This window comes from Mesobacterium pallidum (genome assembly GCF_019966535.1).
Taxonomy (GTDB): domain Bacteria; phylum Pseudomonadota; class Alphaproteobacteria; order Rhodobacterales; family Rhodobacteraceae; genus Mesobacterium; species Mesobacterium pallidum.
On record NZ_JAIMID010000006.1, the window covers coordinates 163,712 to 176,874 of the forward strand.

The following is a 13,163-nucleotide window of genomic DNA, read 5'->3' on the forward strand; positions in this document are numbered from 1 at the left end:
TCCGTTTTGCAGGGCCGTCAGCTTTCGCGGAAGGCCTTGGCAAAGTAATCGGCCAGCGGCTTGACCAGGTAGGCGATGGGCGTGCGGTCCGCGGTGCGGATGAACGCCTCGACCGGCATGCCGGGGATCAGCGTGGTGCCCTCGGGCAGGCGCTCGCGCTCGCCCTCGCTCAGCTGGATCTCGGCCCGGTAATAGGTCGCGCGCGTGCCCTCGTCGGTGAAGGCATCGGCCGAGATCTGCGTCACGTGGCCGAACAGCTCGGGCGTCTGGCGCTGGTCGAGCGCGGAGAAGCGCAGGTGCACTTCTTGCCCCACGTGCAGCTGGTCGATGTGGATCGGCGGCACCTGCGCGGCGATCACCAGCGGACGGTCCTGCGGCACGATAAACAGCAGCGGATCGGCCGGCCGGATGACCGAGCGCGGGGCAAAGACCGTCATGCCGTAGATCACGCCGGACACCGGCGCGCGGATGTCCATGCGGCTGAGCTGTTCCAGGATCGCGCGGCGCCGCTCGGCCAGCTCGAGTTCCTGGAACTGCTGGTCGCGCAGGCGGGTGATCGCCTCTTCGCGGCGGGTGGTGCCCAGCTTGAGGATCTGGATCTCGGTCTCGGTGATCGCCTGTTCGGCCTGGCCCTTGCGCGCCGTCAGCTCACCCATCTGGCCCGAAAGCCGCGCCTGTTCGCGCTGCAGGCCCAGCACCCGGGCGGCCTGCGCAAGGCCCCGGTCCAGCAGGCTTTGCTGGCTGACCAGCTCTTCGGCGATCAGGCCAAGCTGCTGCTCCAGGGCGGTCTGCTGCGCCTCGATCCCGGTCACCTGGCTCGAGATCTGGTCGCGGCGCTTTGACAGCTGCTCGGTCTCCTTCTCGATGGATAGCTGCCGCGCCACGAACAGGCGCTCCTGCCCTTCCATCAGCTCGGCGACCTCTTCGTTCTCGCTGGCGCGCTGCACCAGGACCGGGTCGAACTCGAGCGTGTCCGACCCGTCGCGTTCCGCCTCGAGCCGGCCGCGGCGGGCCATCAGCTCGAACAATTGCCCCTCGAGCACGGCCAGGTCGGTGCGCAAGAGCGTCGGGTCGAGCCGGATGAGCGTATCGCCCTCCTCGACCGTGTCGCCCTCGTTCACCAGGATCTCGGCCACGACCCCGCCATCGGGGTGCTGCACCACCTGGCGGTTCTGGTCGACCTGGATCTGGCCCGAGGCGATGATCGCGCCGGAAATCTCGGTCATCGAGGCCCAGCCGCCAAAGCCGCCGACCAGCAGCGCCACCGAGAGGATGCCGACCGTCAGAGGCGACCGGACGGGGAACTTGGTCTTGATCTCCTGGTCGTTCATCGCACGCCTCCTCCGCCGCTGGCCTGGCGGATCTGTTCATGGTTCTGCACCATCTTGCGCAGCACCTCGTCCTTGGGCCCAAAGGCGGCGCGGGTGCCGCCCTCGAGCACCAGCAGCATCTCGCATTCCTGGATCGCCGAGGGGCGGTGGGCCATGATCATGACCGACTTGCCTTCGGATTTCATGACGCGGATGGCCTGGTTCAGCGCCTCGGACCCCTCGTTGTCGAGGTTCGAGTTCGGCTCGTCCAGCACCAGGATGATCGGGTCGGAATACATCGCCCGCGCCAGGCCGATCCGCTGGATCTGCCCGCCCGACAGGCGCCCGCCGGTGGCGCTGATCTTGGTGTCATAGCCGTCCGGCAGTTTGAGAATCATCTCGTGCGCGGCGGCCTTCTTGGCCGCAGCGACGATCTTTTCGGCGTCGGGCTGGCCCGAGAGCCGCGCGATGTTGTCGGCGATCGTCCCCTCGAACAGTTGCACGCGTTGCGGCAGGTAGCCGATGTATTCGCCCAGCCGCTCGGGATCGTACTGGTCCAGCGTCGCGCCATCGAGGCGGATCTTGCCGCCCGCGCAGCGCCAGACGCCGGTGACGGCCCGGGCCAGCGTCGACTTGCCCGAGCCCGACGGCCCGATCACGCCCAGCGCCTGGCCGGGCTTGAGGTCGAACGTGATCACCCGCAGCGACGCCTGCTGGTCGCCCGGCGGGATCACGCTTGCCTGCTGCACCTCGAGCCGCGCCTTGGGCACCGGCAGCGCGGTGCGCTGTGCCTCGGGCGGGACCTCGCCCAGCAGGGTCACCAGGTTGTCCCAGCCCTTGCGGGCGCGCTGCACCAGCGGCCACTGGCCGATGGCCAGCTCGATCGGGGCCAGCGCCCGGCCCATCAGGATCGACCCCGCGATCATCGCACCCGGCGTCAGTTCGTTCTGCAACACCAGGTAGGCGCCGAGGCCCAGCATGGCCGATTGCAGGAACAGCCGGAACGTCTTGGTGATCGAGCTGAACATGCCCCCCATGTCCGAGGTCTTGAGCTGGCTGGTCAGCGACTCGTTCCGCGCGGTCTGCCAGCGGTCGAAGGCCGCCCGGCGCATGCCCATGGCCTGGATCATCTCGGCCTCGGACTGGATCTGGTCGGAAATCGCCTCGGAGCGCATCGAGGCATGGCTCGACTGCGCGATGGGACGACGGGTCGAGATCTGGTTCAGGATCGCGACAAAGACCAGGATCACCCCGCCCGAAATGGCCAGGTAGCCAAGCCAGGGATGGAAGATCATGATCCCGAACAGGAAGAACGGCGTCCAGGGCATGTCGAAGATCGACATCAGCACCGGGCTGGTCATCAGCCGCTGCACCGATTCGAGGTCGCGCAGGCCCGTCGCGCTGCGTTCGTCCGGCAGCACGGCCGACTTGCGCACCGCGGCGTCAAAGACCCGCTTGTCCAGCTTGGCCTGGAACCGCGCCCCGACCCGCGCCATGATCCGGCCGCGGGTGAAATCGAGAATGCCCATCATCCCGTACAGGAAGGCCACGATGGCCGTCAGGGCCAGCAGCGTTGCCTCTGACCGCGAGCCAAGCACGCGGTCATAGACCTGGAGCATGTAGAGCGGCCCCGTGAGCATCAGCAGGTTCACCAGGAACGAAAAGATCGCCACGAACCAGTACAGGCCCCGGCTTTCCTTGCGTGCTTTCCTGAGTTCCTCGCGCCCGCGGGCACGTTGAATAGAGTTATCCATAAGCGTTTTTCCGCTACCGGCCTTTTTAAAATCGCCTTACCTGTGGCACATCCCGCGCGGAAAGGCCATTGATGGTGCTGTCGCCGTTTTGCCACAGGTGTGACCCCGTGACCCGCTTGCCGCTGCAAGCCGCAGTTCGCAACAATACATACGACACGGAAGAATTGAAAAGAGATTTCCGCCCGATGTTTCGCTCCCTTTCCTCGTCTAAAACGCGTGCTGTCGCGGTGCTGGGCACCGTCGCCCTTCTGGCCGGCTGCGCCGGGTCGACCACCCCCGCGCCGGGCGAGATCAACGACCCCTACGAGGTCGAGAACCGCCGCACGCATGACTTCAACAAGGCACTGCTGGGCGGGCTGTCCCGGGACAGCGACGCGCCCCGGCGCGCGGTCATCCCCGAGGACATCAAGTCCTCGGCCGTGCATTTCGCCAACAACCTCGGCGAGCCGTCGACGGTCGTGAACTCCTTGCTTCAGGGCAACCTGGAACGCGCCGGGCGCGGCACGCTGCGGTTCGTCATCAACTCGACGGTCGGCATGGCGGGGCTGTTCGACGTGGCGGGCGATTTCGGCCTGCCCGAGGATGCCACCGACTTCGGCGAGACGCTGCATGTCTGGGGCGTGCCCGAAGGCAATTACATCGAGTTGCCCGTGCTCGGCCCCTCGACAGAACGCGACACCTGGGGCCGCGTCGTCGACGTGGTCATCGACCCGCTGGGCTACGCGCTGACCCCGCGCGAGAACAACATCAAGCGCGTCGCCAAGATCACCGGCCGCGCGGTCGAGGCATCGCGCCTCTCGGGCTCGATCGACGCGGTGCTCGAAGGCTCGGCTGACAGCTATGCCCAGGCGCGGTCGATCTACCTGCAAAACCGCCGCTACGAGCTGGCCGGCGAAAACGCGGCCGAGGCGACCGCCATCGACCCCCTCGACATCGACACGGAAGGATTCTGACCATGGATCTGACTTTTTCGCGCCGTTCCGCGCTGGGCCTGCTGGCCGGCGCCGCCGTGCTGCCGGGCCAGGCTTTCGCGCTGACCGACGGGCAGGCCTCGTCGCTGATCAACAACCTCGTGGGCGAGATCAACCGCGTCATCGCCTCGGGCAAGTCGCAGACCGCGATGTACCCGGATTTCGAGCGGATCTTCCAGAAATACGCCGATACCTCGACCATTGCCGCCTATTGCTTCGGCGTGGACGGGCGGCGGGCCAGCGCCGCGCAGAAGACCGCCTTCAAGGACGCGCTGATCGGTTACGTCGCGCGCAAATACGGCTCGCGCTTCCGCGAATTCATCGGCGGCCGGCTGGAGGTGACATCGGCCGCGCCGCTCAAGAACTTCTACGAGGTCAAGACCATCGCCTACCTCAAGGGGCAAAGCCCCTTCGAGGTGTCGTTCCACGTCTCGGACAGCTCGGGCAAGGTCTTGTTCTTCAACATGTTCATCGAGGGCGTGAACCTGCTGCTGACAGAACGGGGCGAGATCGGCGCGCTCCTGGATCGCAACGGCGGCGACATCGACAAGATGATCGCGGCCCTGCGCCGCGCCAGTTAATCGAGACAGCGGCGGACGAAATCGGCCGTCAGCTGCACCGCCTCGCGCGCCTCGGGGAAATAGCCCTGGAAGAACTGCCAGACATGCGGCGCGCCCTCCCAGCTTTGCAGGGTGACGTCGCCGCCTGCCGCGCGCAGTTTCTCGGCCATGCGGAAGGCATCGTCGCGCAGGATCTCGCTGCGCGACACCTGCAGCAGCACCGGCGGCGGCGCGTCGTACCGGGCGTTCAGCGGGGACGCGCGCGGGTCGTCCTGCTTGAGCTGGCCAAGGATCAGCTTCGGCAGTTCATGCACCCGGCGACCAGGAAAGAAATGATCGGTCTCGCCGTTTTCCTGCACCGAGGCGCCGGAAAAGGTCTGGTCGCAGAAGGGCGACCAGGCATAGAGGCCCGCGGGCCGCTGCCCCGTCTCGCACAGGTGTGACAGCAGCGACAGGGCCAGCCCCCCGCCCGCGCTGTCGCCGCCGATCACGATGTCGCGGGGCGCGTAGCCGATCCGCAGCAGGTGCGCATGGGCCGCCACCGCGTCGTCAAAGGCCGCCGGCAGCGGGTCTTCCGGCGCGCGGCGGTAGCTGGGCAGGAACACCCGCCGCTTTGCCATCCGGCTGAGACGTGCCGCGACACGGCGGTGCGTCTCGGGCGAGCCGACCACGTAGCCGCCGCCATGCAGGTGCAGGATCACCTTGTCGGGAAGGATCGCGCCCGATTGCACCCAATAGGCGCCCATCGGGCCGGTCGGCCCCGCGTAGCAGGTCTCGATGTGGACCGAGAGCGGCGTCTCGGGAAACCAGTGCTGCGCCGCGCGTTCGAACTCGGCCCGCAGGTAGTGCGGATCGCGCACACGGGCATTGAACCAGCGCATCCCGGGGCGGACAGCCGTCCCGAAGATACGCATGCGCAGGCTCATTTTCGCTTGGCCTCGATCGCTTGCCAGATTTTTTCGGCGATGTTGACGCCGTCAAAGCGTTCCAGCTCCTGGATACCGGTGGGCGAGGTCACGTTGATTTCGGTCAGGTAGTCGCCGATCACGTCGATGCCGACAAAGACCTGGCCCTTTTCCTTGAGCAGTGGCCCGATGGTCGCGCAGATCTCGCGGTCGCGCGCGGTCAGCTCGACCTTTTCCGGCCGGCCGCCGACATGCATGTTCGACCGGGTCTCGCCCTCGGCCGGGACGCGGTTGATGGCGCCCACGGGCTCTCCATCGACGAGGATCACGCGCTTGTCGCCCTTGGTCACCGCCGGCAGGTATTTCTGCACGATCAGCGGCTCGCGCGAGAAGCCGGTGAAGAGCTCGTGCAGCGAGCTGAGGTTCCGGTCGTCCGGCGTCAGGCGGAACACCCCGGCGCCGCCGTTGCCGTAGAGCGGTTTCAGGATCACGTCGCCATGCTTGTCCTTGAACTTGCGGATGGTCGGCAGGTCGCGGGCGATGGTCGTCGGCGGCGTGAGCTGCGGGAATTCCAGCACCAGCAGCTTTTCGGGGTAGTTGCGGACCCAGAACGGGTCGTTCACCACCAGCGTTCCCGGGTGGATGCGGTCCAGCAGGTGCGTCGTGGTGATGTAGAACATGTCGAAGGGCGGGTCCTGCCGCAGCCAGACCACGTCGTAGGTCGAAAGATCGACCTCCTGCTCTTCGCCAAGCGTGAAGTGGTTGCCCTTCTCGCGCCGCACGGTCAGCGGCCAGCCACGGGCGGTCAACGTGCCCTCCTGCCAGGCCAGGCGGTCGGGCGTGTAGTAGAACAGCTCGTGCCCCCGCGCCTGCGCCTCCTCGGCGATGCGGAAGGTGCTGTCGGCATTGATGTTGATCGGACCGATCGGGTCCATCTGAAAGGCGATCTTCACGGGTGTGTCCCCTGCATTCCCTGGTTGGTGCTATACTTGGCCCATGGGCGCGCCGGGTTCAATGGGCGGCCGTGCGGGAGGGGCGTGCGGGGATGCTCAGAACCGTCGCGCCGGAGGCGCGCCAGCAACATGTAACCCGGAGGCGCGCCGGCAATCTGTAACCCGGAGGCGCGTTAGAACCCCAAGTACGTTTGTCTTGCCGTCTCGTCCGCCTGCAGATCGGCGGTCGAGCCCGACCAGACCACCTGCCCGCGCTGGATGATGAAATGCCGGCTGGCGATGCGCATCAGGTCGGCCAGGTTCTTGTCCACCACGAGGATCGACATGCCCTCGCCCGCGATGCGTTCCAGCGCGTCCCATATCTTGGCGCGGACCAGCGGGGCCAGCCCCTCGGTCGCCTCGTCGAGGATCAGCAGGCGCGGGTTGGTCATCAGCGCGCGGCCGATGGCAAGCATCTGCTGCTCGCCCCCCGACAGCAGGTTGCCCATGGAATTGGTCCGCGTGGCCAGCTCGGGGAAGAAGTCGAAGACCTTGTCGATGGTCCAGGGGTCCGCCTGCCCAAGGTGGTTCGACGCGGTCGCCACAAGGTTCTCGCGCAGACTGAGGTTCGGAAAGATCTGCCGCCCCTCGGGCACCAGCCCGATGCCGAGGTTGGCGGTGCGGAACGACGCCCGCCCCACCAGTTCCTCACCCATGAACCGGATCGACCCGCCCGACGCCTTCACGATCCCCATGATCGAGTTGATCGTGGTCGTCTTGCCCATCCCGTTGCGGCCCAGCAGCGTCACCACCTGCCCCGCGTCAAGGTCCATGTCGACGCCAAAGAGGGCCTGCGAACTGCCGTAATGCGTTGTGAGGCCGCGAATTTCCAGCATGGTCATTCCTCGCCCAGGTAGGCGTGCTGCACCGCCGCGTTGGCCCGGATCTCTTCGGGCGTGCCGGTGGCGATGATATGGCCGTAGACCAGAACGCTGATCCGGTCGGCCAGCGCAAAGACCGCGTCCATGTCATGTTCGATCAGCAGGATCGTGTGCTGGCCCTTGATGCCGGTCAGCAGCGCGACCATGTCGCGGCTTTCCTCGAAGCCGAGGCCGGCCATGGGCTCGTCCAGCAGCATCAGCTCGGCCCCGGCACCGAGGGCGATGGCGACCTCCATCCGCCGGTGTTCGCCGTGGGATAGTGCCTTGGTCGGCATGTCCGCCTTGCCCTCGAGCCCCACGCGGGCCAGCAGCGCGCGCCCCGCCTCGCGCAGGTGCGTCACCTTGCGCGCGGGCTTCAGGAAGCGGAAGGAATGCCCCTCGCGCGCCTGCAGGCTCAGCGCGATGTTGTCGAGTACGCTCAGTTCCATCACCAGCGAGGTGATCTGAAACGACCGCGTGATCCCCAGCCCCGCCCGTTTGTGCGCCGGCTGCCCGGTGATGTCGCGCCCCTTGAAGAGGATGCGGCCCGTGTCGGGTTTCGCCATGCCGGAAAGCTGCGAGATCAGCGTGGTCTTGCCCGCGCCGTTGGGGCCGATGATGGCGTGGATCTCTCCGGGCGCGACCTCGAGCGACAGGTCATCCGTCGCCTTGATCCCGCCGAAGCTCTTGTTCAGGCCATCGATTTTCAGCAGCGCGCTCATTGGTCCCGCCCATTCAGCAGGCCGATCAGCCCGCCCCGGCCGAACAGCACGACCGCGATCAGCAGCAGGCCGAACGGCAGGTGCCAGTAAAGCGTGAGGTCCGAAAGCACTTCCTCCAGCACGATGAAGACTGTGGCGCCCACGACCGGCCCCAGCGTCGTCGCCACGCCGCCGAGGATCACCATGAACATCAGCTCTCCCGAGCGGGACCAGTCCATCATCTCGGGGCTGATGAAGGTGGTGAAATTGCCCAAGAGCGCGCCCGCATAGCCGGCCATCGCGCCCGAGATCACGTAGGCGACAAGGCGGTAGACATAGGTGTTGAAGCCCAGGGTCCGCATCCGCTCGTCATTGCCCTTGGCCCCTTGGATCACCATGCCGAAGCGCGAATTGATCACCATGCGCACGATGAGAATGGCCGCTACCAGCGACACCCAGGCAAGACCGAACAGTTGCAGCGGATTGTCGAGGTCGAGGCCGGGCAGCTCGCTGCGCGTGTCGATGACAAGGCCGTCGTCTCCGCCGTATTCCTCAATCGAAACAATGAGGTAATAGACCATCTGCGCAAAGGCCATGGTGATCATGATAAAGTAGACGCCCCTTGTGCGCAGGCAGATCGCGCCGGTCAGCAGGGCAAAGATGGCCGTGACCGCCACCGCCAGCGGGATCTGCACCAGGCCCGATGTGGTCGCCAGCCCCCACGCCTCGAGCCCGCCGTAGAGCCAGTGATGCGCGGGGATACCCACCGCGTAGGCGCCCAGGCCCATGTAGGCGGCGTGGCCGAAACTGACCATACCGCCATAGCCGAGGATCAGGTTCAGGCTGGTCGCCGCGATGGCCAGGATCACCAGCCGCGTGGCCAGGTCGAGCCAGAAGGCATTGCCAGTCCAGTAGAAGATCGGCGGCAGGATGCCCAAGGCCAGGATGAAGCCGACCGACAGGAGGGTCTTGCGGGTCATGGGCTGACCTCCGCTCCGGGCGTGAAGGGCCGCGCCCGACCCTGGGTGGGCGCCTCTTCCGGTGCAGGGAGGCGATACATGGCCGATCTCCTGCCCTCTGAATGGCGCGCAAACGGTACCGATGCGCCCTCCCGGGGGGAGGGTCGGGCGCGGCCCGGCGTGCCGCCGGGCAGCCGAGGCCCAGGCGTAGAGAAATATTCAACCATCAGCGCACCTTGGGCGGGAACAGGCCCTGCGGCTTTACCGCCAGCACCGTCGCCATGATGATGTAGATCAGCATTGCCGAGATCGCGGGGGCGGACGTCTCGGCCGCCTCGTTCGACATGAAGATCTTGAAGATATCGTCGAGAAAGGCCCGCCCCATCGTGTCGATCAGCCCGATCAGCAGCGCGGCGATGAAGGCGCCCTTGATCGACCCGATCCCGCCCACGATGATCACGACGAAGGCGGTGATGATGATGTTATTGCCCATGCCGATATTCGCCTCGGTGATCGGCGCGATCAGCATGCCGGCAAGCCCCGCCAGCGCGGCACCCAGGGCGAAGACGAGGCCGAAGAGCAGCTCGATATTGATGCCCAGCGCGCTGACCATGGTGCGGTTCGACGCGCCCGCACGGATCAGCATGCCCAGCCGCGTGTGGTTGACCAGCCAGAACAGGCCCCCCGCCGCCGCCAGCCCCGCGCCGATGATCAGCAGCCGGTAGGTGGGCACCACGATCTCGGCCGTGAGGTTGGTCTGACCGTCGAGCCATTCGGGCAGCGGCACGGCGATCCCCTCGGGCCCCCAGATGAGATGCGCCGCCGTATCCAGAACGAGGATCAGCCCGAAGGTCCCCAGAACGTGGTCGAGGTGATCGCGCGTGTAGAGCGGCCGGGCGATGAACCGTTCCACCAGGAATCCCAGCCCCGCCGTGATCGGCAGCGCCACCAGCACGGCCCACAGGAAATTGCCCAGCGCGAAGGTCAGCGTTGCGCAAATGAACGCGCCCAGCATGTAGAGCGAACCATGCGCCAGGTTGACGAAATCAAGGATGCCGAAAACCAGCGTCAGCCCCGAGGCGACGAGAAACAGCAAGAGCCCCAGTTGCACCCCGTTAAGCGCCTGGATGACCAGAAGCGTCGTGTCCATGCCCTGTCCCCTTTTGCGGCCCGGCCGATCTGCGCCGGCCGGGCCGCGGTCTTACATCTGGCACTCGGCGGCAAAGCTGTCGATGTGATCCTCGTAGACCGTCTCGACCACCTTGGTCGTCCAGTTTCCGTCGGCGTCGGCCACCACCTCGCGCAGGTAGAAATCCTGCACCGGCATGTTGTTCGACCCGAACTTGAACTCGCCGCGGACCGAGGCGAAGTCGGCCTCTTTCAGCGCCGCGCGCAACGCGTCCTTGTCGTCGAGATTGCCGCCGACCTTTTCGACCGCGCTGGCGATCAGCATGATCGCGTCGTAGGATTGCGCAGCGTAAAAGCTCGGGTAGGTGCCGTACTTGGCCTTGAAATCACTGACGAATTTCTGGTTCGCCGGGTTGTCCAGCGACGGGTCCCATTCCTGCGTGATCTTCGACCCGAGCACGCCCTGGAAATCGGCCGCCTGCAGCTTCGGCAGGCTGATCCCGTCGACGGTGAACACGGAATACAGCGGCAGCTCGTCCTTCAACCCCGCCTGGTCATATTGCTTGATGAAGGCACCCGCCGCCGCGCCGGGGTAGAAGACAAATATCCCATCGGCCCCGCTCGCCTTGGCCTTGGCCAGCTCGGCCGAGAAATCCAGCTGCGCGTCGGCGCCCCACTTGGTCAGGTCCTTGCCCTTGATCTCACCGGCAAAGGTGCGTTCGACCCCCGCGACCATGTCCTTCCCGGCGGCGTAATTCGGCGCCATGATATACAGCGACTTGACGCCCTGGCGGTTCAGCACCTCGCCCATGGCCATGGGGGTCTGGTCGTTCTGCCACGAGGTGGAAAAGAAGTTGGGATCACAGAGCTTGCCCGCCATCTGGCTGGGGCCGGCGTTCGCCGAGATCAGGATCTTGCCGGCGTCCAGCACCGATTTGCGGCTGGCCAGCAGCACGTGGGACCAGATGTAGCCGGCGACGAAATCCACGTCATCCTGCTTGACCAGCTTGTCGGTCACCTGCTTGCCGGCCTCGGGCGCGAACTGGTCGTCGCCGAAAATCACCTCGAGCTCGGTATCACCGGCCTTCCCGCCCAGGTGCTCGAGCGCGAGGTTGACGGCGTTCTCCATGTCCTTGCCGAAGACGGCGGCGCCGGTGGTCAGGGTCGTGACAAACCCGATCTTGGCGGTGTCGGCGAGGGCCGGCATGGCCAATAGCGAAGCGCTCAGCGCGAGCGCGGTCAGTCGTTTCATGATGTCCTCCCTTATCGGGCCGGTGCCATCGGCCCGCCCCTTGGGAGACATTTAGTGCATGGACGCCCCTATCGGCGCAACATCTTATCCGGTCGGTTTCCCGAAACCACGCCGGATTTCTGCAGTATAGAGCATAGGACGCCGTGCGCCCTAGTGCGCCATCCCGGCGCCCTCGGGGTTGACGAGGCGCTGTTGCACGCGCCCGTCCTCGGGGAAGAACCGGATCTTGCGCGCGGCCACCCCTCCGGTCGAGCCACCAAGGATCGGGATGTTCTCGTCTTCGAGAAAGCCCCGGGCGAATTCGGCGTTGGTCTGGCCGATGTCGGTCAGGCCGGGCGTCATCCGGGCGCCGCCAAAGACCTTGGCGACGAGACCGGAGCGCGACGCGCCCTTCTTCATCAGGCTGTTGATCAGCAGTTCCATCGCGTTGACACCGTATTTCATGTTGGTCATGTCGGTGTTGTCGGTGCCCGGCAGCAGGAAATGGTTGAGGCCCCCGATCCGCCGATCGGGGTCATGCAGGCAGACGGCCACGCAGGACCCGAGAATGGTCATCAGGTATTCGCCCGGCTTGTCCGAGATCCCGAAGGTCCCCTGGACGATGAACCGGCCGCCATCTTTTGTTTCCGAAGTCATTGCGATGCAAGGTCCTTTGCGATGGCTCGGGCAATACGGTTAAGCGGGAGAACCTCGACGGCGGCCCCCAGTTCCGCGGCGGCGCGCGGCATGCCGTAGACGACGCTCGTCTCCTCGTCCTGGGCGACCGTGTGGCCCCCCGCCTCGCGGATGCCCAGCAAGCCGCGGGCGCCATCGGCCCCCATTCCGGTCAGAAGCACGCCGATCACCCGCAACCGGGTGCCAACCTGGCGTGCCGCTGAGTCAAAAAGCGCATCGACCGAGGGGCGGTGCCCCGAGATCGGCGGCCCCTCGCGCAGGCGGCAGACCAGCCCCGGGGCGCGGTCGATCTCGAGATGCTGCGCGGCCCCGGGGGCGACGTAGACCGTGCCTTTCTCGAGGATCATGTTGTTCTCTGCCTCGACCACCTGGGGGCGCACCAGCTTGTTGGCGCGCTGCACAAAGGCCGCGGTGAAATTCTCGCGGATGTGCTGGACCACCAGGGTGGGCGGGCAATCCTCGGCAAATTCCGACAGCACGGTATGCAGCGCCTCGATCCCGCCGGTTGAGGAACCGATGACGATCAGGCAGTTGGTCCGCCCGACCGCCCGCACGCGGGCAGTGGCCGCGCCGGGATCGGGCGGCGTGGCGCTGCTGAAGGCCGAGGTCCGCTCGGCCGCCATCATGCCCGCGGACCGCGCCGCCCCGGGGATAACCTCGGCGTACGGGGCGCCGCGCATGGTGCTGCGCTTGATCGCCGTTTCGATCGTGTCGATCAGGAAGGCGGTATCCCCTTCGGGCACCGTGGAAAAGCGGGCGCGTTCCGCTTCGCTGATGTCGGCGTTCATCAGTTCCATGTGGTGGAACGGGAAGAACCAGACCGGCACGATCGGAATTCCCCGTTCCTTGAGGAAGGCCTGGAACCGGTCGAACCCGGTCTGCGAGGACAGCTCGCCCCCCAGAAGGACCGCGTCCGGCTTCACCGCGTCGATCGAGGCATAGGACGAGGCCATCGCGTCGAAGGCGCCCAGCAGCATCGTCCGGGCATTCTTGCTGAGGGTGGCCTCCAGCCGCATCCGGCGCACGGGGCGCCCATCGACCAGGACGACGCGAATTGGGGACATCTTCGTCAATCACACGCTTTCAGTGGGGGGCC

Annotated in this window: 13 protein-coding genes; 2 read left to right on the forward strand and 11 right to left on the reverse strand. The window is 66.3% G+C overall.

Features of this window, described 5'->3' with window-relative positions; genetic code table 11:
* Positions 1 to 17: 17 nt before the first annotated feature.
* Both MF270_RS10970 and MF270_RS10975 read right to left on the reverse strand, forming a co-directional pair.
* Positions 18 to 1,331 carry an HlyD family type I secretion periplasmic adaptor subunit gene (locus tag MF270_RS10970; RefSeq protein WP_238365924.1) on the reverse strand — a complete coding sequence of 438 codons (1,314 nt, stop codon included), beginning with the start codon at positions 1,329 to 1,331 and terminating at the stop codon, positions 18 to 20.
* Positions 1,328 to 3,064, reverse strand: coding sequence for a type I secretion system permease/ATPase (locus MF270_RS10975; RefSeq protein WP_238365925.1), 1,737 nt, complete (start codon positions 3,062 to 3,064; stop codon positions 1,328 to 1,330). The genes MF270_RS10970 and MF270_RS10975 overlap by 4 nt, the downstream gene beginning before the upstream one ends.
* A gap of 185 nt (positions 3,065 to 3,249) precedes the next feature.
* Between MF270_RS10975 and MF270_RS10980 the strand changes: the two genes are divergently transcribed.
* Both MF270_RS10980 and MF270_RS10985 read left to right on the forward strand, forming a co-directional pair.
* Entirely contained in the window at positions 3,250 to 4,017 is a 768-nt protein-coding gene (locus MF270_RS10980; RefSeq protein WP_238365926.1) for an MlaA family lipoprotein, read from the forward strand.
* A 2-nt stretch (positions 4,018 to 4,019) separates the two neighbouring features.
* Entirely contained in the window at positions 4,020 to 4,616 is a 597-nt protein-coding gene (locus tag MF270_RS10985; RefSeq protein WP_238365927.1) for an MlaC/ttg2D family ABC transporter substrate-binding protein, read from the forward strand.
* Here the strand turns inward: MF270_RS10985 and MF270_RS10990 are convergent.
* The 9 genes from MF270_RS10990 to MF270_RS11030 form a co-directional block, all read right to left on the reverse strand.
* Positions 4,613 to 5,521, reverse strand: a complete 909-nt coding sequence (locus MF270_RS10990; protein ID WP_238365928.1) for an alpha/beta hydrolase — start codon at positions 5,519 to 5,521, stop codon at positions 4,613 to 4,615. The two genes, MF270_RS10985 and MF270_RS10990, sit on opposite strands and share 4 nt — an antisense overlap.
* Positions 5,518 to 6,453: a glutathione synthase gene (gene gshB, locus MF270_RS10995; RefSeq protein ID WP_238365929.1), complete on the reverse strand. Its 936-nt coding sequence runs from the start codon at positions 6,451 to 6,453 to the stop codon at positions 5,518 to 5,520. The genes MF270_RS10990 and gshB overlap by 4 nt, the downstream gene beginning before the upstream one ends.
* 173 nt (positions 6,454 to 6,626) lie before the next feature.
* On the reverse strand, positions 6,627 to 7,328 hold the full coding sequence (locus tag MF270_RS11000; protein ID WP_238365930.1) for an ABC transporter ATP-binding protein: 702 nt from the start codon (positions 7,326 to 7,328) through the stop codon (positions 6,627 to 6,629).
* A gap of 2 nt (positions 7,329 to 7,330) precedes the next feature.
* Positions 7,331 to 8,074 (reverse strand): ABC transporter ATP-binding protein, encoded by a 744-nt coding sequence (locus tag MF270_RS11005; RefSeq protein ID WP_238365931.1) that lies wholly within the window; start codon positions 8,072 to 8,074, stop codon positions 7,331 to 7,333.
* Positions 8,071 to 9,033 carry a branched-chain amino acid ABC transporter permease gene (locus MF270_RS11010; RefSeq protein WP_238365932.1) on the reverse strand — a complete coding sequence of 321 codons (963 nt, stop codon included), beginning with the start codon at positions 9,031 to 9,033 and terminating at the stop codon, positions 8,071 to 8,073. Before MF270_RS11010 ends, MF270_RS11005 begins: the two co-directional genes overlap by 4 nt.
* A 205-nt stretch (positions 9,034 to 9,238) precedes the next feature.
* Complete coding sequence (locus tag MF270_RS11015; protein WP_238365933.1) at positions 9,239 to 10,162, reverse strand: branched-chain amino acid ABC transporter permease; 924 nt, start codon at positions 10,160 to 10,162, stop codon at positions 9,239 to 9,241.
* Between the two features lie 51 nt (positions 10,163 to 10,213).
* A complete protein-coding gene (locus tag MF270_RS11020; protein WP_238365934.1) occupies positions 10,214 to 11,392 on the reverse strand; it encodes an ABC transporter substrate-binding protein in 1,179 nt (392 codons plus the stop codon).
* Between the two features lie 150 nt (positions 11,393 to 11,542).
* Complete coding sequence (locus tag MF270_RS11025) at positions 11,543 to 12,028, reverse strand: chemotaxis protein CheD (protein WP_238365935.1); 486 nt, start codon at positions 12,026 to 12,028, stop codon at positions 11,543 to 11,545.
* Positions 12,025 to 13,131: a CheB methylesterase domain-containing protein gene (locus MF270_RS11030; RefSeq protein WP_238365936.1), complete on the reverse strand. Its 1,107-nt coding sequence runs from the start codon at positions 13,129 to 13,131 to the stop codon at positions 12,025 to 12,027. Before MF270_RS11030 ends, MF270_RS11025 begins: the two co-directional genes overlap by 4 nt.
* Positions 13,132 to 13,163: the final 32 nt, after the last annotated feature.